This window comes from Aquimarina sp. 433, assembly GCF_054054605.1.
On record NZ_JBSWZK010000001.1, the window covers coordinates 436,804 to 458,256 of the forward strand.

General features: G+C 32.9%; 21 protein-coding genes. 18 read left to right on the forward strand and 3 right to left on the reverse strand.

Translation table 11 applies throughout. The annotated features are described in order from the left end of the window. Nucleotides 1-269 precede the first annotated feature (269 nt). The 9 genes from rplM to asnS all read left to right on the forward strand — a co-directional run bounded on the left by rplM (nt 270) and on the right by asnS (nt 12,190). The gene (rplM, locus tag ACWNT5_RS01935; protein WP_299603604.1) at nt 270-725 is read left to right on the forward strand and encodes a 50S ribosomal protein L13; all 456 of its coding nucleotides are present in this window, start codon (nt 270-272) and stop codon (nt 723-725) included. Next, nucleotides 725-1,111 carry a 30S ribosomal protein S9 gene (rpsI, locus tag ACWNT5_RS01940; RefSeq protein ID WP_299603607.1) on the forward strand — a complete coding sequence of 129 codons (387 nt, stop codon included), beginning with the start codon at nt 725-727 and terminating at the stop codon, nt 1,109-1,111. Before rplM ends, rpsI begins: the two co-directional genes overlap by 1 nt. A gap of 131 nt (nt 1,112-1,242) precedes the next feature. Beyond that, the gene (rpsB, locus tag ACWNT5_RS01945; RefSeq protein WP_456516443.1) at nt 1,243-2,058 is read left to right on the forward strand and encodes a 30S ribosomal protein S2; all 816 of its coding nucleotides are present in this window, start codon (nt 1,243-1,245) and stop codon (nt 2,056-2,058) included. 165 nt (nt 2,059-2,223) lie between these two features. Beyond that, nucleotides 2,224-3,186 (forward strand): translation elongation factor Ts, encoded by a 963-nt coding sequence (tsf, locus tag ACWNT5_RS01950; RefSeq protein ID WP_299894918.1) that lies wholly within the window; start codon nt 2,224-2,226, stop codon nt 3,184-3,186. A gap of 458 nt (nt 3,187-3,644) precedes the next feature. Beyond that, entirely contained in the window at nt 3,645-4,352 is a 708-nt protein-coding gene (gene pyrH / locus ACWNT5_RS01955; RefSeq protein WP_299604669.1) for a UMP kinase, read from the forward strand. Between the two features lie 60 nt (nt 4,353-4,412). After that, nucleotides 4,413-4,976 (forward strand): ribosome recycling factor, encoded by a 564-nt coding sequence (frr, locus tag ACWNT5_RS01960; protein ID WP_219007079.1) that lies wholly within the window; start codon nt 4,413-4,415, stop codon nt 4,974-4,976. Between the two features lie 88 nt (nt 4,977-5,064). After that, entirely contained in the window at nt 5,065-7,506 is a 2,442-nt protein-coding gene (locus ACWNT5_RS01965) for a DUF5686 family protein (RefSeq protein WP_456516444.1), read from the forward strand. Nucleotides 7,507-7,590: 84 nt separating this feature from the next. Then, a complete protein-coding gene (locus tag ACWNT5_RS01970; protein WP_343911582.1) occupies nt 7,591-10,002 on the forward strand; it encodes an efflux RND transporter permease subunit in 2,412 nt (803 codons plus the stop codon). A 745-nt stretch (nt 10,003-10,747) separates the two neighbouring features. Further along, complete coding sequence (asnS, locus tag ACWNT5_RS01975) at nt 10,748-12,190, forward strand: asparagine--tRNA ligase (RefSeq protein WP_299894912.1); 1,443 nt, start codon at nt 10,748-10,750, stop codon at nt 12,188-12,190. Nucleotides 12,191-12,201: 11 nt separating this feature from the next. Here the strand turns inward: asnS and ACWNT5_RS01980 are convergent, their stop codons facing one another. The 3 genes from ACWNT5_RS01980 to ACWNT5_RS01990 form a co-directional block, all read right to left on the reverse strand. Next, a complete protein-coding gene (locus ACWNT5_RS01980) occupies nt 12,202-12,711 on the reverse strand; it encodes a hypothetical protein (RefSeq protein WP_456516445.1) in 510 nt (169 codons plus the stop codon). 71 nt (nt 12,712-12,782) lie between these two features. After that, the gene (locus ACWNT5_RS01985) at nt 12,783-13,250 is read right to left on the reverse strand and encodes an ankyrin repeat domain-containing protein (RefSeq protein WP_456516446.1); all 468 of its coding nucleotides are present in this window, start codon (nt 13,248-13,250) and stop codon (nt 12,783-12,785) included. A 218-nt stretch (nt 13,251-13,468) separates the two neighbouring features. Further along, nucleotides 13,469-14,227 carry a helix-turn-helix domain-containing protein gene (locus ACWNT5_RS01990; RefSeq protein ID WP_456516447.1) on the reverse strand — a complete coding sequence of 253 codons (759 nt, stop codon included), beginning with the start codon at nt 14,225-14,227 and terminating at the stop codon, nt 13,469-13,471. A 328-nt stretch (nt 14,228-14,555) separates the two neighbouring features. Between ACWNT5_RS01990 and ACWNT5_RS01995 the strand changes: the two genes are divergently transcribed. The 9 genes from ACWNT5_RS01995 (at nt 14,556) to ACWNT5_RS02035 (ending at nt 21,432) form a co-directional block, all read left to right on the forward strand. Beyond that, complete coding sequence (locus ACWNT5_RS01995; RefSeq protein WP_299603628.1) at nt 14,556-14,951, forward strand: type III secretion system chaperone family protein; 396 nt, start codon at nt 14,556-14,558, stop codon at nt 14,949-14,951. A gap of 3 nt (nt 14,952-14,954) precedes the next feature. Next, complete coding sequence (locus tag ACWNT5_RS02000) at nt 14,955-15,662, forward strand: PspA/IM30 family protein (RefSeq protein ID WP_299603630.1); 708 nt, start codon at nt 14,955-14,957, stop codon at nt 15,660-15,662. Between the two features lie 255 nt (nt 15,663-15,917). Next, nucleotides 15,918-16,232: a YbjQ family protein gene (locus ACWNT5_RS02005; protein WP_299603633.1), complete on the forward strand. Its 315-nt coding sequence runs from the start codon at nt 15,918-15,920 to the stop codon at nt 16,230-16,232. 159 nt (nt 16,233-16,391) lie between these two features. Next, a complete protein-coding gene (locus ACWNT5_RS02010; RefSeq protein ID WP_456516448.1) occupies nt 16,392-17,090 on the forward strand; it encodes a hypothetical protein in 699 nt (232 codons plus the stop codon). A 23-nt stretch (nt 17,091-17,113) separates the two neighbouring features. After that, nucleotides 17,114-19,204 carry a flotillin family protein gene (locus ACWNT5_RS02015; protein WP_299603637.1) on the forward strand — a complete coding sequence of 697 codons (2,091 nt, stop codon included), beginning with the start codon at nt 17,114-17,116 and terminating at the stop codon, nt 19,202-19,204. Between the two features lie 197 nt (nt 19,205-19,401). Next, nucleotides 19,402-19,653 (forward strand): hypothetical protein, encoded by a 252-nt coding sequence (locus ACWNT5_RS02020; protein ID WP_299603640.1) that lies wholly within the window; start codon nt 19,402-19,404, stop codon nt 19,651-19,653. Then, nucleotides 19,653-19,913 (forward strand): hypothetical protein, encoded by a 261-nt coding sequence (locus ACWNT5_RS02025; protein ID WP_299603643.1) that lies wholly within the window; start codon nt 19,653-19,655, stop codon nt 19,911-19,913. Before ACWNT5_RS02020 ends, ACWNT5_RS02025 begins: the two co-directional genes overlap by 1 nt. A 54-nt stretch (nt 19,914-19,967) precedes the next feature. Further along, nucleotides 19,968-20,321, forward strand: a complete 354-nt coding sequence (locus ACWNT5_RS02030) for a DUF3592 domain-containing protein (protein WP_299603646.1) — start codon at nt 19,968-19,970, stop codon at nt 20,319-20,321. A 106-nt stretch (nt 20,322-20,427) separates the two neighbouring features. Then, the gene (locus tag ACWNT5_RS02035) at nt 20,428-21,432 is read left to right on the forward strand and encodes a tetratricopeptide repeat protein (protein WP_456516449.1); all 1,005 of its coding nucleotides are present in this window, start codon (nt 20,428-20,430) and stop codon (nt 21,430-21,432) included. Nucleotides 21,433-21,453: the final 21 nt, after the last annotated feature.

A 21,453-nucleotide genomic window follows, 5' to 3' on the forward strand; every position in this document is an offset into this window, starting at 1 on the left:
GTTTTGTTGATTGATGTTTACACAAGGACTTAAATAATTATTTTTTGTCACAGTTTATTTTATTATTTAATAAAATATTAACATCGATTTCTTTCTTACAGAGAAATAAAACTTTGAAAAAACAATAGAATAATTGATCTATCTGAAAACCAAGCAATCATCCTTTCAAAATAATATCAACTACCTGTTTGCTATCTAAATATATAATCGTACATTTGCACCCCTATTTTATATAGGAAAGGAATGTTTAATTAGTAAAATTAGTTAGTGTGGACACATTAAGTTACAAAACAGCATCTGCCAACAAGGCAACCGTTTCAAAGGAATGGATACATATCGATGCTGAAGGACAGACTTTAGGACGCCTATCTTCAGTAGTTGCAATACTATTAAGAGGAAAGCACAAACCTAGCTTTACCCCACATGTTGATTGCGGTGATAATGTTATCATTACAAACGCTGAAAAAATCAACTTAACAGGAAAAAAGTGGACTGATAAATCTTATATCCGTCACACAGGATATCCTGGAGGGCAAAGAAGTCTTACTGCTCAGGAATTATTTGACAAAAACCCAGAGCGTTTAATCGAAAAAGCGGTAAAAGGAATGTTACCTAAAAACAAATTAGGAGCAGCTTTATTCCGTAATTTAAAGGTATATGCTGGAGCAGAACACAATCAGGAAGCTCAGCAACCTAAAACTATTAACTTAAAAGAATTTAAGTAATGGAAGTTATTCACAAAATTGGTCGTAGAAAAACGGCTGTAGCTCGAATTTACCTAAAAGAAGGTTCAGGAAAAGTTACGATCAACAAAAAAGATCTTAACGTTTATTTTCCTACTGCTACATTACAATACAAAGTGAACCAACCTTTTGCCTTAACTGGTAATGAGGACAAGTACGATGTAAATGTAAATGTATACGGTGGTGGTATTACTGGACAAGCTGAAGCTGTTAGACTTGCTATATCAAGAGCAGTATGTGAGCTAGATCAGGAAAACAGAGCTATTCTTAAACCAGAAGGTTTATTAACTAGAGACCCAAGAATGGTAGAGCGTAAGAAATTCGGTCAGAAGAAAGCTCGTAAGAAATTCCAGTTCTCTAAACGTTAATTTATTAAAAATGTATTTGTTGTTATCCCACAAATGGGAGTTAGTTTAGCATCTAAATGTTCAAGGCCTTATCAGAAAAACGATAGCCACTTGAATATTGCTAATTCAACAGAACGTAAACTATTACAAAAATGGCAAACAATATCGAAGTAAAAGACTTACTTGATGCAGGTGTACATTTCGGTCACCTGACAAGAAGATGGGATCCAAACATGGCACCATATATTTATATGGAGCGCAACGGAATCCACATCATCAACCTATACAAAACTGCTGCTAAGATTGACGAAGCTAGTGAAGCTTTAAAGAAAATCGCAGCTTCTGGTAGAAAAATTCTTTTTGTAGCTACCAAAAAACAAGCAAAAGAAATCGTTGCTGAAAAAGCATCTAAAGCTAATCAACCTTACATCACTGAAAGATGGCCTGGTGGAATGCTAACTAACTTTGTTACTATTCGTAAAGCAGTTAAGAAGATGGCTGCTATCGATAGAATGAAGAAAGATGGTACTTTTAACACTTTATCTAAAAAAGAGCGTTTACAAGTAGATCGTTTAAGAGCTAAATTAGAAAAGAATTTAGGTTCTATTTCTGATATGACTCGTCTACCTGGAGCATTGTTCGTAGTAGACATCACTCGTGAGCACATCGCAGTAAAAGAAGCACAAAAATTAAACATTCCTATTTTTGCAATGGTAGATACAAATTCTGATCCTCGTCAGGTTCAGTATGTAATCCCTGCAAATGATGATGCTTCTAAATCAATTGATAAGGTTATGACTTATGTAAGTGATGCGATTATCGAAGGATTAAACGAAAGAAAAGCTTCTAAAGAAGAACCAAAAGCAGCTGCTCCAGCTGAAAAAGCGCCAGCTCCGGCAGCAGAAGCTGCACCAAAAGCTGAGGAAGCACCTGTGGTTGCTGAAGCTGCTAAGCAAGAAGAAGAATAAACATTCATTGATTGCTTTTAATCATTAAAAATTATAAACATTAAAGTTAATCTTGCAAAACTTAACTTTAATATAAAATTAATGAGTCGTTTAGTTCTTTACTTTCGTAGTAATTACAACTAAACGACTTGTTTTTTACACAAACACATTAAATACTAAAACGTTATGGCAAAAATAACAGCCGCAGAAGTAAGTAAATTACGTAAAGCTACAGGTGCCGGAATGATGGATTGCAAGAAAGCACTTGTTGAAGCTGATGGAGATTTTGACAAAGCAATAAAAATCCTTAGAGAAAAAGGACAAAAAATAGCAGATAAAAGAGCTGACAGAGAATCTTCTGAAGGAGCAGTTATCGCAAAAGTTAATGATGCTAAAAATAAAGGTGTAATCGTTTCTCTTAACTGCGAAACTGATTTCGTAGGAAAAAATGAATCTTTCGTTTCTTTAGCAAAAGAATTAGCTGAGTTAGCATTAAACAGCTCAACTAAAGATGAATTATTAGCTGCAGATTTTAACGGAATGACTGTTCAGGAGAAGCTTATTGAGCAAACTGGAGTTATCGGTGAGAAAATAGAAATTGGAGATTTCAAAGTATTAGAAGCTCCTTTCGTTGGATCATACATCCATGGTAATAAAATCGGTGCTCTTACAGGTTTATCTACAAGTATAGATGAAGCTGAAGCACTAGCAAAAGACATTTCTATGCAAGTTGCCTCTATGGGAGCAACAACTTTATCTTATAAAGATTTTGACCCAGAATATGTAGCTTCTGAGACGCAAGCTAGAATTGCAGCCATTGAAAAAGAAAACGAAGAACTTGTAAGATTAGGAAAAACCTTAAAAAATGTTCCTCAGTTTATCTCAAGATCTCAGTTAACTGATGCTGTAATTGCTGAAGCTGAAGAAAGATTAAAAGCTGAATTAAAAGCTGAAGGTAAACCAGAACAAATCTGGGACAGAATTCTTCCAGGTAAATTAGAGAGATTCATCTCTGATAACACAACCTTAGATCAAGAGCAATGTCTTCTTGACCAGAATTTCATCAAAGATGAAAAGAAAACTGTTGGAGAATACGTTGGATCATTGGGTGATGTTTCTGTAGTAGGATTCGAGAGAATTTCTTTATAAAAATCAGCAAAGTAACGGAAATGTTACTTTAGTTTATAAAATCAAAAACCGCTTCATTTTGAAGCGGTTTTTTTCGTCATTTTTCGAAGCATTTTCTAATAACTTCTAAAACATCTCCTTTAAACATTTTGGACCCCTCCAAAATGCTACCCCATAAAAGACTAACTCCCCAATTAGTCTAGATTACAAATCACACCGAAGTGAATTTGTAAACTCTAAAAATGTTTTATCATTATTTCAAAAACGCCTCTCATCTCCCCCTATTTTGTTTTCCCTTTGGCAAACCTAAAACATTATCAAACACCAATCAATAGAGGTGTTAGGGGAAAAGAACCCTTTTTTAAATCAAACCATTATTTTTAACATTTTTTCTGGTTTTATTAGGAATTACCTTTAGCTATCAAAGTATTTTCTTAATTAAGAATATCATTATATTTGCAGCACACTATAAACAAATCATGAAATACAAAAGAATATTACTAAAACTATCCGGTGAAGCTCTTATGGGAGAACGCCAATACGGTATTGACCCAAAAAGATTAGCAGAATATGCTCATGAGATCAAACAAATAACAGAAAAAGGTGTTGAAGTTGCTATAGTAATAGGTGGTGGTAATATTTTTAGAGGTGTTGCTGGAGCCAGCAAAGGTATGGATAGAGTACAAGCTGATCACATGGGGATGCTTGCTACAGTAATCAACGGTTTAGCCCTTCAGAGCGCATTGGAAGACGCTGATATTCCAACGAGATTACAATCTGCAATAAAAGTCAATGAAGTTGCTGAACCTTTTATAAAAAGGCGAGCTCTTAGACATCTTGAAAAAGGAAGAGTTGTAATTTTTGGCGGCGGAACTGGAAATCCATATTTCACTACAGATTCTGCAGCGGTATTAAGAGCTATTGAAATCAACGCTGATGTTATTCTAAAAGGAACAAGAGTAGATGGAATCTACACAGATGATCCAGAAAAAAATGCAGATGCCACTAAATTTGATTTTATTACATTTGATGATGTTTTAAGCAAAGGTCTTAAAGTTATGGATACAACAGCCTTTACTTTAAGCCAAGAAAACGAATTACCTATTATAGTTTTCGATATGAACAAAGCTGGAAATTTACTTAAAGTAGTTTCTGGAGAATCTATTGGAACCAAAGTAAATCTTTAGTAATCATAAAATGGCTCATTTTTTGATTCATACATTAATACAGAAAAGAATTATACACAAATGAACGAAGAAGTAGATTTTATTCTTGATTCAACCAAAGAATCTATGCAGGGCGCTATCGCTCATTTAGAAAAACAATTAACTGTAATACGAGCAGGAAAAGCATCTCCAGCTATGCTGAGTGGTGTTATGGTAGAATATTACGGTAGTCCTACACCTTTAAATCAAGTAGGAAACGTAAATACACCCGACGCAAGAACTATTACCATACAACCATTTGAAAAATCCCTTATTCAAGAAATTGAAAAAGCGATTATGGTAGCCAACCTTGGGTTCAATCCCATGAATAATGGAGAAAGTGTAATTATAAGCGTTCCTCCGTTAACAGAAGAGCGCCGTAGAGATCTTGTAAAACAAGCCAAAGCTGAAGCAGAAGATTCTAAAGTTGGTGTTCGAAATGATAGAAAAAATGCCAATAACGAAATCAAAAAACTAGAAAAAGATGGACTATCTGAAGATATGGCAAAAAATGCCGAAACAGATATCCAACAGTTAACGGATAATTTCATTAAGAAAATTGATGAAATGCTAGCTGTCAAAGAAAAAGAAATTATGACGGTATAATTTCTTTACAATTCTACACAAAAGTGTTTTTTTTGATCAAAAAAACACTTTTGTACATTTTTAACTCAATTATTATGATTCGCGGATAATGCAAAACAAACTTTTCTGTTTATTATTTTTTACCCATTTTGTTGTTCTATCACAAATTAGCATTACCGGAAAAGTAATTGATCAAAGCACCAACAAACCCTTACCCTTTGCCACTGTTAAAACAGATCACAATGCGTACGCATTAACATCTTCTACAGGAGAGTTTGTAATACGATGTGATAGCTACCCAGTAAATCTTACCATAAGCTATGTAGGATATCATACCAAAAAGTTCTCCATTAAATCCGAAGATGTTGTAAAAGTAGAAATACAACTGTCTCCAAAACTGGAAGATCTCGAAACTGTAACATTAGATATTCCAGGAAGCATTGCTTCAAATATCATTAAACAAGCAATTTCCAACAAGGACAAGAATAACCCTAACAAAGCTTTATCCAACTATAGCTACAAAACTTACAACAAGTTTAAGATCACAGAAGATAACCAAGCTAGATTTGAGACTCCAGATACTACTGGTGCTGATATGGAAAGAATTTTTAATGACGCCCACTCCTTCCTATCAGAAAAAATTAGCCTTCATCAATTCAATAAAGGACGAGATGAAAAAGAAACCGTTCTAGCGTCACGAATGACCGGTTTCAATAAACCTGTTTATAATGTATTAGGAATTAAAATACAATCTAACTCTTTATACAAAGAAAATTATATTATTTTCAATAATCGATATGCTGGCCCTCTATCTAATAGAGCACTAAAAAACTATTATTATAAGGTTTTAGACACTACCCAAGGAAAAAGACCTGCGTATGTGATTTTATTCCAACCCAGAAGATCAAAGAGAATAGCAAGTCTGGAAGGCGTTTTATATTTGGATATGGAAACCTTAGCAATTCAAAAAGCAGTTGCGGAATTGCGAGGAGAACTGAACGTATTAGTAAATCATAATTTCGAATATAATTCAGAAGAGAAATTATGGTTGCCCCTAGACCAAGAAGTAACAATTCGACCAGGAATTGGAAAACAGAAGGTCACTTTATTCGGAGGGCAAATATCAGTAGGAAGACTAGGAAATGATAAGAAAAGTTTTACTGGAAATAATGATTTTTTAATATCCAAAACAGACTTTTTTGATTATAACACAAAACCAGATACCAAGATAAAAATACAGCAATCGGCTATTGAAATTGATCCGGATGCAACTAATAGAAGTGAAGAATACTGGAACGAATACCGTACCAGCGCTATAACCGAAAAAGATCTAAAATCCTTTACAGTCGTAGACAGTATTGTACAAGCACAAAATATTGAACGAAGAATCGATGTTATTCAGAGTTTTAATATAGGATACTATCCTGTGGGTTTTTTCGATTTTGATCTTACCTACCCTATTAAATACAACAATTTCGAAGGATTGCGTTTGGGATTAGGAGGTTTAACGAATGAGAAGTTTTCAAAACGTTTTCGTGCAGAAGGATACTTAGTTTATGGTTTTAGAGATGCCAAATTTAAATTTGGTATTGGAGGAGGAGTTTTATTAAACAAAGATTCAGGATCCTGGCTGAATGTAAATTACACAGACGATTTAAGAGAAGTAGGAAGCTTTTTCTATTTAACCGACAGAAGAGTGTACTCTCTTTTCGAACCACGTTTAGTAAATATAGACTTCTATTATAAACACCGAACTTGGAGTTCTAGCTTACAACATAGAATTTTACCTAAATTATTATCTGAAGCACAGTTTTCGGTGAGTAATATTGATCAAACTGGGGGCTATACATTCATAAACAACGGCGAAACTTTTTCTCAATATAAAACTGCAGAATCTACAATTGCACTGAGATGGAGTCCTTTTAGCAAGTTTCTAAAAACCCCCAATGGTTTTAAAGAAATACAAGATGGATATCCTAAAATAACTGCACAGTATACTCAAGGTTATAAAGGAATATTTGATAGCAACTTCAATTACAGTAAGATTGGGATTAAAGCCGAATATATTATTAACCGCCTTAATCAATCAAGCACTAGCTTATTACTAGAAGCTGACATAGCAAGTGGTGATGTTCCATTAACACATCTATATCATGCGTATCCCAACGCGCCTACCAAAGAAACTGTTTTTCAAAGGTTCTCAGTAGCGGGCAGAAGAAGTTTTGAAACTATGTTTTTTAGTGAATTTTTTAGTGATCGTTTAGCTACATTACAAATAAGACATCGATTAAGACCATTTAAGTTAGCCAGTTGGTTTAAGCCCGAAATGGTTCTTATAACAAGATATGCTATTGGAGATGTAAGTAATAGAGACAATCATCAAGGAGTTGATTTTAATTCATTGCAGAGAGGTTATCAAGAATCTGGTTTCGAAATCAACAAACTTTTTGCTGGTTTTGGGCTTAGTTTTGCGTATAGATATGGTGCATATCACCTACCTAAATTTGAGGACAACATAGCTTTTAAATTCACTTTTTACCTTAAGCTGTAAGTCCCTATTATTTATTCGTTTTTCTTTTCAGAATTTTAAAGATTAAGTTCTCAAATCCTTACATTTGCACAAGGAAAATTGAGAATGGCAAAGTTACTAACTTTCGGGTTTTGGAATACATTAGCTGGGATTATACTCCGCAATAGAGCAGCAATATTTATCGTGATTATTGGTATCACAGTTTTTCTTGGTTTCCAATGGAAAAATATGCGTTTTTCCTTTACAGAAGCAAATCTACTTCCGGATGATCATGAAGTTAACTTAAAATATCAGGAATTTCTTGATAAATTTGGTGACGAGGGTAACCTTATTGTAATGGCTATAAATGATAGCACATTATTTACTCCAACCAAACTAAAAGCTTGGAATGATTTTAATGATTCATTTAAAAAATACAGCGAAATCGATCTTGTAATCTCTGTAAGTGATTTAAAAACGCTTAAAAAAGAGAATAACCCTCCTCGATTCGAACTCATACCTTTCATAAAAGATAGTATCTACACAGAAAAACAAGTTTCTGAATATGAGCATGAACTATTTAACAAACTACCTTTTTACGAAGGGCTCATCTACAGTAACAAGTCCAAGACAATTCAAAGTGCAATCTATCTAAACAAAGAAATTGTAAATACAATTGTTCGAAAAAAATTCATTGAAGATATCCTAAATCCTAGAATAGAAGCTTTTGAAGAAAAATACGGAATGGATGTAAAAGTATCCGGAATGCCGTATATAAGAACTATGAATTCTCAAAACATTATGGATGAGATTCAGATTTTTATTTTAGCAGCTTTATTAGTTACATCCTTGATTTTCTTCTTCTTTTTTAGGTCTTTCAGAGCCACATTTATATCAATGACAGCCGTGATTATTGGAGTAATGTGGGCTTTTGGATTACTTGGATTACTAGAATACGAAATTACAGTACTAACCGCAATTATACCTCCTTTGGTGATTGTTATTGGAATACCAAATTGTATTTTCTTAATAAACAAATACCAACAGGAAATTAAAAAACACGGTAATAAAGCTAAATCACTACAAAGGGTTATTACCAAAGTAGGTAACGCCACATTAATGACCAATGTGACGACAGCGGCAGGTTTTGCTACTTTCGCTTTAACAGAGAGTAAGTTATTGAAAGAATTTGGTATTGTAGCTGCGATTAATATTGTAGCACTCTTTATCCTATGCTTACTGGTAATTACTATTATTTATAGCTATATGCCTCAGCCAAAAGAAAGACACCTAAAACACCTTGGAAAGAGATGGGTTGAGCGATTAGTAAACTGGATGGAGCATGCAGTAAAAAACAGACGAATCACCATATACACTACTTCATTAATTATTCTTATTGCCAGTATCATTGGGATTTATACCATTAAAGTTTCGGGAAGTTTGTTAGAGGACATGCCCAAATCTGCTGGTTTTTTCCAAGATATTCAGTTCTTCGAGGACGAGTTTGATGGCATCATGCCTTTAGAAATCTTAATCGACACCAAACGTAAGCAAGGAGTTCTTAAACTACCTACACTACGCAGAATGGAACAGTTGGAAGAATTATTGGAAGAAACTCCAGAATTATCAAAACCCATTTCTATTGTAAACTTAGTAAAGTATGCTAAACAGACCTACTACAATGGAAATCCTAAGTACTATCAACTACCTACAAGTCAGGAGCGTAATTTTATTTTGCCCTATGCCAAAAGTTTTGAGTCTGAAGCGGGAGCAATGAACAGCTATGTAGACTCTACTGGACAGTACGCCAGAATCACAACATTTATGAAAGATGTTGGAACTGAAGAAATGGAAAGAATAGAAGCTAATCTTGCTCCAAAATTAGAGAAACTGTTTCCAAAAGATCGTTATGAAATTTCATTTACTGGTAAGGCTCTGATCTTTCAAAAAGGAACCACGTATCTAGTCTGGAATCTTATATTTTCTTTAGGGTTAGCTATTATATTGATAGCACTTTTTATGGCATGGATGTTTAGATCTTTTAAAATGATCATTATTTCATTAATTCCCAATCTATTGCCGCTTTTAATGACAGCAGGACTTATGGGATTTTTAGGAGTACCTATAAAACCTTCTACTATTTTAGTATTTAGTATTGCCTTTGGTATTTCTGTAGATGACACCATCCACTTTTTAGCAAAATATAGACAAGAACTTAAATCAAACCACTGGAGAATTAGAAAATCAGTATTTGCTGCTTTAAGAGAAACGGGAGTTAGTATGTTTTATACATCTACCGTCTTATTTTTTGGTTTTTCTGTATTCATGATTTCTAGTTTTGGAGGAACCAAAGCTTTAGGAGGTCTTGTATCTGCAACCTTGTTGTTTGCGATGCTAGCCAATCTATTATTATTACCATCGCTATTACTTTCTTTAGAACGTAGCATTGCTAATAAAAAGACTTTAAAAGAACCTTCTTTAAAGATCATTGCTAGCGATGAGGAACTTCCAGAAGAAGAAAAAGAATCGATAAATTAAGCATTAATTTTATCAAAATAATTCTACTAAAAAAAGAAGCCTCACTAGCAAACTAGTGAGACTCCGTGTAAGATAGATTACCCCAAAACCTATCGAACTAAACTTAACGTAAACACAATCGTCATAATTGCATATGCAAGATACGCTCCCTTTTTGTATTTTGAAACACATTTTAGGGGGGAATTTCCCCCTTTCGATAAAAAAAATATATATTTAACTTTTTTTTTGTAGTCCTTAAAAGATTTGGTAAAAATCAAAATTCACATTATCAATTATTTACAAAAAATAATCATGTAAGAATTTTTATATACAATTATAAAAAAAACTTCAAAAAAAGCGATTTTTTCCCCAAAAACCTCTATTTTTACGGTTTTTACATCAAATTCTTCTAGAAAAAACCGCTAAATCCTGTTCTACAAGAAAAAAGCATCAATTTGCCCTTCAAAAAAGAATTAAAACATCTAAGAACATAATTCATTTATTTTTTGAGTAAGATTCTAATGCCCTAATTAGATTAAAAAATTATCTTTGCTAACTTAAAATTTATACTATTTATTTGGTATAACGTACAAACAGAAATAGGTGCCATATTGATTGAAGAATAGAAATTCAGAAATCGATGAACCTGTTATCATACAAATGAACTAAATAGATATAAATAACCTTATGTATGACATCATTTTGAATAAACTTAAAATGTATTATGGTTATTTATAACTAACAATTAAAAAGAATAAAAACAAAGATGAAACATACGAAAGTAATAGAAGTACTAGCAAGTGACAAACTATTGCAACCTGTATCTGTAAAAGGATGGGTTCGTTCTTTTAGAAATGATCGATTTATTGCGATTAACGATGGGTCAACTATTAAGAACATTCAGTGTGTAATTGAAGATAATACGATCGATAGTGAAATTACTTCCAAAATTAATGTTGGTGCAGCACTTTCTATAGAAGGAACACTTACTGAAAGTGAAGGTAAAGGACAACGCGTAGAAATAAAAGTTTCGAATATTGTTATTGAAGGTGAAGCAGATCCAGAAGAATTGAAACTTACCATTTTGTCTCCAAAGCGTCATACTTTGGAAAAGTTAAGAGAACAAGCTCACTTACGCGTTCGAACTAATACGTTTGGAGCAATTATGCGTATGAGATCTAAATTATCTTTTGCCATTCATGAATACTTTCAAAAAAATGACTTTTACTACGTACACACGCCAGTAATAACTAAAAGTGATGCTGAAGGAGCCGGAGAAGCATTCAAGGTAACTAATTTAGACTTCAACAATATTCCAAAAGACGAAAATGGAAATGTAGATTACAAACAAGATTTTTTTGGAGGAGAAACTAATCTAACAGTTTCCGGACAATTAGAAGCTGAAACCTATGCTATGGGATTAGGTCAGGTATATACCTTTGGACCTACTTTTAGAGCAGAAAACTCTAATACTTCTCGTCACCTTGCCGAGTTTTGGATGGTAGAACCAGAAGTTGCTTTTTGTGACCTCGATGGAAATATGGATTTGGCTGAAGATTTTATCAAATATGTAATTCAATATGTGTTAGATAATTGCCAGGATGATCTAGAATTTTTAGAAAACAGATTAGTGCAGGAGGACAAACAAAAACCTCAAGCCGAAAGAGCGGAGATGCTACTTAGAGATAAGCTGAAGTTTGTCTTAGAGAACAACTTTAAAAGAGTAAGTTATACGGAAGCAATTGAGATTCTTAAAAATTCTAAACCTAATAAAAAGAAAAAATTTAAATTTCCTATCGATGATTGGGGAGCGGATTTACAAAGTGAACATGAGCGTTTCTTAGTAGAAAAACATTTTAAATGTCCTGTTATCTTATTTGACTATCCAGCAGACATTAAATCTTTTTACATGAGACTTAATGAGGATGGAAAAACGGTAAGAGCGATGGATATTTTATTCCCTGGAATTGGTGAAATCGTAGGAGGTTCTCAGAGAGAAGAGCGCTTAGATGTATTAAAAGAAAAAATGGCTGCTCTAAATATCCCTGAAGAAGAATTATGGTGGTATTTAGATACTCGTCGTTTTGGAACTTGTACGCACAGTGGTTTTGGATTAGGTTTTGAACGACTAGTATTATTTGTAACAGGAATGGGTAATATTAGAGATGTAATACCTTACCCTAGAACTCCTTTAAACGCAGAATTCTAACACATAGATATTTAGTTTTTTCTATGTTTCTTAAGTAAAATCTCAGAAATTAGATCGTAAATTATTTTTTGATTTCCATCTAACTTCTGGGATTTATTTTTTGCTCTTTGAATTTTATCATAGTGTGGCACTTTACCTGTCTCAGTCAAAAACGCCATTGCATCTTCAAAAAAACTATTCAAAGCAGGCATGATGTATTTACTTTGGGAATTATTATTTCTTAGATGAATAAATTTCTTTGCATACGCCAAGAATAGTTGCGGATATTGTGCAAAAGTAATTATAGTCTCTGTGAAATTTTTCCGAACTTCTTCAGAACTAAGAGAGTTCTTAAATCTTAATTTCGAAGCATCTACAAACTTAATAGTATGCAATAATGCAGTCTCTTTTATAAAATGACTATGATCATTCTTATCGTAGTAATAGATTTCCATACCTACATTGGTATTAATAATCAATATTTCAGTTCCAATATGATCTTGAAGATATTTCGTGAGAGTGCCTACAGTAGTGGAGGACATTAATAACCGTCTTTTAATATTTGTGGACCGTATATTAACCGATTTTATATCTGTTATATGAGAATCTAAACTCACTCCGTTTCATTCAATAATTCAGCAAAATCAATTCCATGACTTTGAGCATGCATTTCAGCTGTTCGACCGGTATTATCTTTGATGGCAACATCTGCTCCTTTAGAAATCAATAATCTAATTATTTCTTTTTGACCAAAAGTAGCTGCAAAAATTAATGCCGTGGCATCATTATAACTTTTAATATCCACATCTGCACCATTAGAAATTAATAGTTCTGCAATTTCATAATGCCCTTTAAAACAAACTCCCATCAAAGCGGTATTTCCAGAAGCATCCTGTTGATTAATATCCGCTCCTCGACTTATAATCAATTTGGCTATATCCAAAAAACCATAATAAGTAGAAAGTAAGAGAGGTGTAGATCCTCTTTGATCTTTTGTATGTACTAAACTTGGATCCTGTTTTAGAAAGCTATCTACCGCTTCTAAATTCTGAGAACGGATCGCATCAAAAATTGTATTCATCAAAATGGAGTTGCAATATTTATATTGGAATTTACGCTAATGTCTTTATTAACCAATGGAAGATATCAAAAAAATATTGAGCAACGCGCTAATTAGGAGAATTTTATAATTTACAATGAAAAACAGATGAATACGCATCTTTTAATGATATACTTACTATAAAAAAAGAGGAGCCGTTGCACCTCTTTTTAAAATTACGCTGCTTTTGATGATAAGTTTTATCTCAATTTTTCTTTCATTCTTAATAGCTCTTGTTCTATCATTTGTAATTTATCTTCCATTCCATCCGCAAACTCAGGAATACGTTTACAAAACACATAACGTACCCGCCACATTTCCTTAATTTCAGAAATTGGATATTCTTCGTCTTCTATATTTTTATGATCCGCTCTCAAAACAACATTGTTGTTTGTTATATACAATCTTCTAAAGATTAATTTAGCATCTGTTAACGCTACTACCAAGGTCCCATTATTCAATTTCTTAATGACATTAGAAGGCACTTCTTCTCCTATAACGATATCCTTTGGATAAAAACCTTGATCATGATTTGTCATTTCTAAATTCAGTACCGTATAGCCTCTAAACTTTTTAGCAGGATTTACTGGTAATTGAATTGTAGGTAACTCTTTTATAAAGTTGTCTTTAGTATATAAGGAGATATATTCTCCAGCTGTACTTTCTGTTATACAAGGTATCACAGCAAATTGTTCTCTCTTTATATCCTCTGCATAGGTAGTGAGATCTCCTTTAAACTTTAAAAGTTCATTTACCGTCAGTTCATCAGTTAGCAACTTATCAATAGCTATGCTAAAATAATTAGCTATTTTTATTATCGTATCTATTTTAGGCTCACTCCTACCTTCCTCATACGCCCCCAAAGTCCCTCTTTTTAAGTCAAATAGCTCCGCAAAAGCTTGTTGACTCAAACTCTTTACACTTCTAATTTTTTTAATATTTTTTCCAAAAAATGACATTTTTGCTAATTTTATTTGCAATTATAAAAAATTATTGTACTTTTACACTAACAATATTAGCTAATATATTTAATAAATGCTAATTTTAGTAGAAATACTTTTTAAAAGTATAATGATTTTGGGCAAAATCATAGGACATACTAAAAATTTTAGCATCATAACTAAATTCATTAATCATAAAACAACAACATACCCATGATATCCGTAGTACAATACATTGTCAATTTAGCCGTCGATATAGTAGAAAAGTTATCTTACTTTTTGTAATATTGATACTAAGTCATAAACAGCGAATAAATTACTAATTGTCAATCAAAACAACCATCATATGCAAGATCACTTCCAACTGGTGAAAGAATATTTACTAACCCTTAATTTCAACATCATTCATGAAAATATCGGTGATGGAATTATAATGATTAGTAAAGAAAACGAAGGGATTAAAAACTTGATTCTAGGTGTTGCACCACCTATTTTGATCATTGAACAGCACATTTTTAATATAAAAAATAAGAATGAACTAGTGTATCGTAGTTTGCTTCAAAAGAACAGAGATATTGTTCATGGAGCATTTGTCCTAGATGAAACTGGTGAAAAGGTAATCTTCAGAGATACATTACAAATAGAAAACTTAGATCTTAATGAATTAGAAGGGACATTAAACTCACTAGGATTATTATTAAGTGAATACTCAGAACAAATTATAAATTTTTCAAAATATTAAATTATGAACTTTTTCAAAAGACTATTTAAAATAGGTGAAGCTGAAGCGCATTCTGCGATCGATAAAATGGAAGATCCTATTAAGATGACAGAGCAGGGAATTAGAGATATGAAAGTTGATCTAGAAAAAAGCCTGGAAGCTTTAGCACAGGTAAAAGCTTTAGCAATTCGATCTAAAAATGATACAGAAGAATTTGCTGCTAAAGCAGAAGATTACCAACAAAAAGCCATGCTAATTCTAAAAAAAGCACAAAGCGGAGATCTAGATACTGCAGAGGCTGATAGATTAGCTAAAGAAGCTTTAATTAAAAAGGAAGAATCACTACAGCATGTTACTCGTGGTAAGGGTGAAACAGAAAAGTTTGATAAATCCGTATCTCAGTTAGAAAAAAATGTTGACGAAATCAAACAAAACATTAGCAAGTGGGAAAACGAGCTAAAAACTTTAAAAGCAAGAGTAAAAGTTTCTGCTGCTACCAAAAATGTGAATAAGCAAATGGCAGAAATAGATAGTTCTAGTACTGTTTCTATGTTGGAAAGAATGAAGGACAAAGTAAATCAGGAAGAAGCTTTAGCAGAAGCTTATGGTGATATTGCAAACGCTTCTAAATCTATAGACGAAGAATTAGACAAAGCTGTTGATGTAACGCGAACGAATGCAGAAGACGATTTAGCTAAGCTAAAAGAACAGCTTGGAATGAAAGACTCGTAATTCAAAAAACCCCAGAAAAGGGGTAACATTTTAAAGCTTTAAGGCACTAACTTGCAACCTTAACTGGTAACTTAAAAATAAAGTATTGACTATTCTTTTTGAAGGTCAAAGACAGGTTAATGACATTTTCTATGTTTCCTACAAAAAACAAAGAAACAATAGACTATTATAAGATCTTATCGAATCCAATCAAGTAATTGATTATCAGATGCTTTTGGTCTACTCAAAAAATAATAACAAAAAAACTAATAAATCATGGTAACATCTACGACAGAAAAGATACCTAATAAGGAAGTTATTGAAATTTTAGGAATTGCAAGAGGAAGTACAGTGAGAGCCAGAAATATTGGTAGAGATGTTTTTGCAGGGCTAAAAAATATTGTAGGAGGAGAAATAGAAGAATACACCAAACTACAGGCACAATCCAGAGAACAAGCTTTACAAAGAATGCATCAGGATGCGCAACGATTAGGAGCAGATGCGGTTATTAATGTAAGATTGACTACTTCTATGGTTATGCAAGGAGCTTCAGAAATCCTTGCGTATGGAACCGCAGTAAAACTTAAATAATAAGAAGATGGGAGCATTATTTATAGGTATTTTTTGGACAAGTATCTTCGTTGCTCTGATTTATCTAGCAATATGAAGAATAAAAATCTATCAAACCGAAGATTTTGAAAAGAGGGATAATTAATGAGATAACAATTAACTTACTAAACAACTGAAACATTGAAAGAATTAGTAGAGATAGCATTTTCACCGGTAAACGCATTTTTCTCCATTATGTGTTTAGCTCTTTTGTTGTACTGGATTTTAACCATACTTACAGGATTGGATTTGGACTTCTTTGATGTTGAGTTTGATGCTTCGACAGACATAGATCTTAATGTAGATATGGACGCCGATCTGGATAATTACAATCCCGATGTGGACTTACCACCAAAAAATATCAATTCTGAAGTTCAGACCGAAAGTGCAGGCATACAATTTTTAAGGTATTTCAACTTTGATGAGTTGCCCTTAATGTTTATGCTTACAATTCTCTTTTTTTCAATTTGGTTCATATCTATAAATATCACCTATTCATTTGGATGGCAATCTAATTGGATTGGTTTTCTGATGCTAGTTCCCAATCTAATAGTGAGCTTGTTTATTACAAAATTGTTAACCAAGCCTATTGCTAAACTTTATCGAATGATAGATCATAAAGGAGAAGAAGAAATTGACTTTTTAGGAAGAAGATGTATTGTAAAATCCCCAGTATCCGGAGATAAGCTAGGACAAATAGAAGTCGTGGTAAAAGGTGATCCTATAAGAGTTCAAGCTAAAGGTTTTAAAGGAGCATCTATTTCATCTGGAGAAGAAGCTTTAATTGTCAACGAATCAAAAGACAAGAAATATTATTTAATAGAAAAATTTCAATCATAAATAACCGACAAATTCAAATTAATATGTTAGAGAAATCATCAATAATAGTCTTAATAGCTATCGTAATTGTAGCTTTTGGATTAATTGTATGGATTATATCCATGTACAAAAAAATAATCCAAGGTAAAGTCCTAGTGCGAACAGGAGCTGGCGGAACCAAAGTTTATTTTAATGCAGGATTAGTAGTTCCAGTACTTCATAAAATGGAGATTATGGATATCGCTGTAAAGAAGCTAGAAATTGAAAGAACAGGAACCAATGGATTAATCTGTAAAGATAACATTCGAGCAGACATTAAAGTAGCGTTTTTTGTACGTGTAAATAAATCAAAAGCAGATATTATCAATGTAGCACAAACTATCGGATGTGCCAGAGCCTCAGAAATCGATGTTCTTCGTAATTTATTCGATGCTAAGTTCTCTGAAGCCTTAAAAACCGTAGGAAAAAAGTTTGAATTTGTAGAGTTATATGAAGCGCGTAGAGAATTCAGAGATGAAATTGTAAATATCATTGGTACAGATCTAAATGGATACGTGTTAGATGATTGCGCAATCGATGACTTAGAACAAACTTCACTAAGCGTTATGAAACCAGATAATATTCTGGATGCTGAAGGTATTAAGAAAATCACTGAGTTAACTGCTGCACAGAATGTAAAATCCAATCTGATCAAGCGGGATGAGGAAAAAGTTATTCGCAAGCAAGATGTAGAGGCACGAGAAGCTATCCTAGAACTTGATAAGCAATTGGCAGAAAAAGAAGAACAGCAAAGAAGAGAAATTGCTAATATCAAAGCGCGTGAAGAAGCTGAAATATTAAAAGTAGGAGAAGAAGAAAGACTTAAATCTGAAACAGCACGTATTGCTACCGAAGAGAAAGTAAAAGTTGCCGAAGAAAATATGCAACGTCAAATTATTGTTGCTGAGAAAAACAAGCAACGTACTAATGCTGTTGAAACAGAAAGAGTAGAAAAAGATAGAATGCTAGAAGCAACAGAGCGTGAGCGAATTGTAACCTTAGCACAAATAGAAAAAGAAAAAGTAGTTGAAGTAGAGAAAAAGAACATTCAGGATGTGATTCGTGATCGCGTGATGCTAGAAAAAGGCGTGGTCGAAGAGCAAGAAAACATGAAAGATATCGAAGCATTCAAAACTGCAAATCGTGAGAAGCAAGTAAAAATTACCATTGCTGAAGCAAATGCAGAAGAAGCGTTGATCTCTACAATCAAAGCTGCGGAAGCGCAAAAAGAAGCTGCTAAGCAAAAAGCTGAAGAAATCAATATCGAAGCACAAGCGCAAAAAGAAGCTAGTGAAAAAGAAGCGGAAGCTCGTAAAACATTGGCAGAAGCACAAGCTAAAGAAGAAGCTACTATTGGAATGTCTGAAGCACAAGTAATGCATGCCAAAGCAGATGCTAACGAGCGTCAGGGATTAGTGGAAGCGAATATCATCGAGAAAAAAGCAAAAGCAGAAGCTGCAGGTATTCTTGCAAAAGCAGAAGCTGTTAAAGAAGAAGGAATCGCAGAAGCTGAAGTGATTAAAGAAAAAGCACTTGCACAGGCTATAGGTGATAAAGAAATTGCATTAGCAGAAGCTGCGGGAATCGAAGAGAAAGCGGAAGCAATGAAGAAGCTGGATGGTGTTGGTAAAGAACACGAAGAATTCAAGTTGAAATTAGATAAGGAATTACAAGTGGATCTTGCACAGATCAATATTCAGAAAGAGATTGCCTTTGCACAAGCAGATGTTATCGGAGCTGCATTAAAAGCTGCTAATATTGATATTGTAGGTGGTGAAACTATGTTCTTCGAGCAAATTATTGGTCAAATTACCAAAGCCAAAGGATACGATAGATTGGTACAACATTCTAGTACGGTACAAGAAGTAAAAGATGCTATTCTAGGAAGTGATGATGTAAAAGGAAACCTTTTGGAAAAAGTAAGAGATTTTGCTACCAAATACGGAATCTCTTCTGAAGACATCAAAAATCTAACGATTGCCAATATCCTAATGGATTTAAAACAGAAATCTACTAACGAAGAAGAAAACACCTTGTTTAGTAACCTGTTTAATCTAGCTAAAGGATTAGGAATTTCAGACAAGAAATTGAAATAATATAAACTTCTCTCTGTGCAGAGAAAACAAAAAGAAAAGGGTATCACCTACCCTTTTCTTTTCATGAAATATATGCATACTAACACATATACATTTTTAGACCCATAAAAGTCAATCCCTGAAAGTCTTGAACTCTCTTTGGGGTAGCGAGTGATTGACTAGATGGGATTTGTTTAACTTTTAATACTGGTTTAATTATGAGTATAGCTGCAATGATTGCTTCGATTAAGTTTAATGATCGAAGAAATAAAAGAGATGCTTTTAGCCATATAAATGGAAATACGGATACCCAAAGTAGAGGTATCAAAGTAGAACCCATTTCGGAAGAAACTTTACAAAAGATACGAGATAAGCTAAAAAGGCAAAGGCAAGTACTTTATAGAAAACAAGTTGTTGTCTTTGGGATGATAATAGTTCTGATAACATCTATTCTGATATACATAGCGTAGTGATGGGAGGATATGGTCATAATTTAAGTAATCTTCTTAAAAATAGTAGAAGAAAAGAACGAAAAGCCTATGATGGATGGACAGAAACTGACAGTGAAAGTAAAGGCATTGAAACCGTACCCGTTTCTGAAGAGCTATTGCAAGAGATTAGGGATAAACTAAAAAAACAACGAAAACAAACTCGTAGAAAACACATACTAACAATTATACTAAGTGTCGCTGTTTTTATTTTGCTTTTCTGGTTTGTTCTTTATCAATAGTATTACGATCCAGGTGTAAGTTTTGGATCGTTTAGATAATAAAAAAACGAAATCATGAGTAGAAAATTTTTAGGACTAATCGCAGTATTATTTATATGCATTGGCGTATTAGCATTTAATACCTATTACAAAAAAGAAGGTTTAGCAAAAAATGGAGTCCAAACATCCGCGGTGATAACTAAAATCACTACCAACAAATTAGATAGTGATATTGGTTTGGACATTGACAACTTTCATGTAACATATGAATACGAGGTAAATGGAAAGAGTTATCAAAAGATCCAAGAAATAGTACGACAAGAGCATGATTTGTATTTTGAAAAACCAGGAAAAGTTGGAGATTCTTTGAAAATTGTCTATGATTCAGAAAAACCAACGAATTCAAGGATTGAGAAGATTAAAGAATAGATTGTTCAACTTCGCAAACTAAACGTATAATTTAATAAAGCGAGAAGTACTTATTTAAATGATAAATACAAATAGGATTTACAACTAGAGCAAAAAACATTAACAAGTGTCCATATTCAAAGTCGGTATTTATTTAATTATTTCACTAATAATTCTTTTGGTAATTGATGGTGTATTTTCAAAAAAAGAACATCATGGCGGGATTATCGTGGAAAAAAAATACCAAAATAATACTGGTCGTGCAGGAGGGAGTTCAACTGGAGAAACCCCTTTTGCACCAATACCTGCACAAAAAACAGACCCTAAGGGCTTCTCTTTCTCTATAAAAGGAGAATCAAATAAAACTATTAATGTAATCCCAAATCAGGAAATGTATTACAGCACCTCTATAGGTGATTCTATTATTTATATTAAACATAAAGGTCTGTTTACAAATATTTTATGGAATACTGTACCACATAACATTATTAAATTACCTTTCAAAAAAGATTACTCTAAAGTTCAGAAAAAAACACCTCTGTATAAGCAATTAGACAAAAGAAATGCTCAATTACATTTAAGAATACAAGAAATTTATAAAAGATCAGACAAAAACGTTGTCGATGCTCTTAAATATGCAGATTCCTTAATCAAAAATGACAAGTTCTTGCATAAAGAAAATAAGACAATAGAAATACAAACTATCATAGGAGAAATTCTTTATGATAACAATAAAATAGACTTAGCTTTAGATCAATTTCTTTTAATAAAAAAACAGTCAACAAAAAACTTAAAGAATGATGCAAATATTGCTGGATGTTATATCAAAAAACAGCAGTACAAACAAGCTTTAGAGTTACTTAAGGAAGCATCAATGATCAATAAAGATTTCAAGTGGTTAATCGGTAATTACTACGAAATAATTAAAAGCAAAGCAAATGCAGTTATAACTTATCAAGAACTCTATGAATCTGATAAACAAAACTATTATTACTGTTATGAAAGAATAAAAGAACTAAATAAACCAGATACAGATTTATTGACGGAATTAAAATATCTAAAGAGAAGAGAACGAACTATTTTATATATAACTGATTCAGGAGGATTCGATGTTATAAAAATTAAATATTAAATCTGAAATAATATTTTTTTA

What these genes read in the sequence shown, in the direction of transcription:
- rpsI (WP_299603607.1), top strand. Translation starts at nt 725, where the DNA reads ATGGAAGTTATTCACAAAATTGGTCGTAGAAAAACGGCTGTAGCTCGA.
- rpsB (WP_456516443.1), top strand. Translation starts at nt 1,243, where the DNA reads ATGGCAAACAATATCGAAGTAAAAGACTTACTTGATGCAGGTGTACAT.
- tsf (WP_299894918.1), top strand. Translation starts at nt 2,224, where the DNA reads ATGGCAAAAATAACAGCCGCAGAAGTAAGTAAATTACGTAAAGCTACA.
- pyrH (WP_299604669.1), top strand. Translation starts at nt 3,645, where the DNA reads ATGAAATACAAAAGAATATTACTAAAACTATCCGGTGAAGCTCTTATG.
- frr (WP_219007079.1), top strand. Translation starts at nt 4,413, where the DNA reads ATGAACGAAGAAGTAGATTTTATTCTTGATTCAACCAAAGAATCTATG.
- ACWNT5_RS01965 (WP_456516444.1), top strand. Translation starts at nt 5,065, where the DNA reads ATGCAAAACAAACTTTTCTGTTTATTATTTTTTACCCATTTTGTTGTT.
- ACWNT5_RS01970 (WP_343911582.1), top strand. Translation starts at nt 7,591, where the DNA reads ATGGCAAAGTTACTAACTTTCGGGTTTTGGAATACATTAGCTGGGATT.
- asnS (WP_299894912.1), top strand. Translation starts at nt 10,748, where the DNA reads ATGAAACATACGAAAGTAATAGAAGTACTAGCAAGTGACAAACTATTG.
- ACWNT5_RS01980 (WP_456516445.1), bottom strand. Translation starts at nt 12,711, where the DNA reads ATGTCCTCCACTACTGTAGGCACTCTCACGAAATATCTTCAAGATCAT.
- ACWNT5_RS01985 (WP_456516446.1), bottom strand. Translation starts at nt 13,250, where the DNA reads ATGAATACAATTTTTGATGCGATCCGTTCTCAGAATTTAGAAGCGGTA.
- ACWNT5_RS01990 (WP_456516447.1), bottom strand. Translation starts at nt 14,227, where the DNA reads ATGTCATTTTTTGGAAAAAATATTAAAAAAATTAGAAGTGTAAAGAGT.
- ACWNT5_RS01995 (WP_299603628.1), top strand. Translation starts at nt 14,556, where the DNA reads ATGCAAGATCACTTCCAACTGGTGAAAGAATATTTACTAACCCTTAAT.
- ACWNT5_RS02000 (WP_299603630.1), top strand. Translation starts at nt 14,955, where the DNA reads ATGAACTTTTTCAAAAGACTATTTAAAATAGGTGAAGCTGAAGCGCAT.
- ACWNT5_RS02005 (WP_299603633.1), top strand. Translation starts at nt 15,918, where the DNA reads ATGGTAACATCTACGACAGAAAAGATACCTAATAAGGAAGTTATTGAA.
- ACWNT5_RS02015 (WP_299603637.1), top strand. Translation starts at nt 17,114, where the DNA reads ATGTTAGAGAAATCATCAATAATAGTCTTAATAGCTATCGTAATTGTA.
- ACWNT5_RS02020 (WP_299603640.1), top strand. Translation starts at nt 19,402, where the DNA reads ATGAGTATAGCTGCAATGATTGCTTCGATTAAGTTTAATGATCGAAGA.
- ACWNT5_RS02030 (WP_299603646.1), top strand. Translation starts at nt 19,968, where the DNA reads ATGAGTAGAAAATTTTTAGGACTAATCGCAGTATTATTTATATGCATT.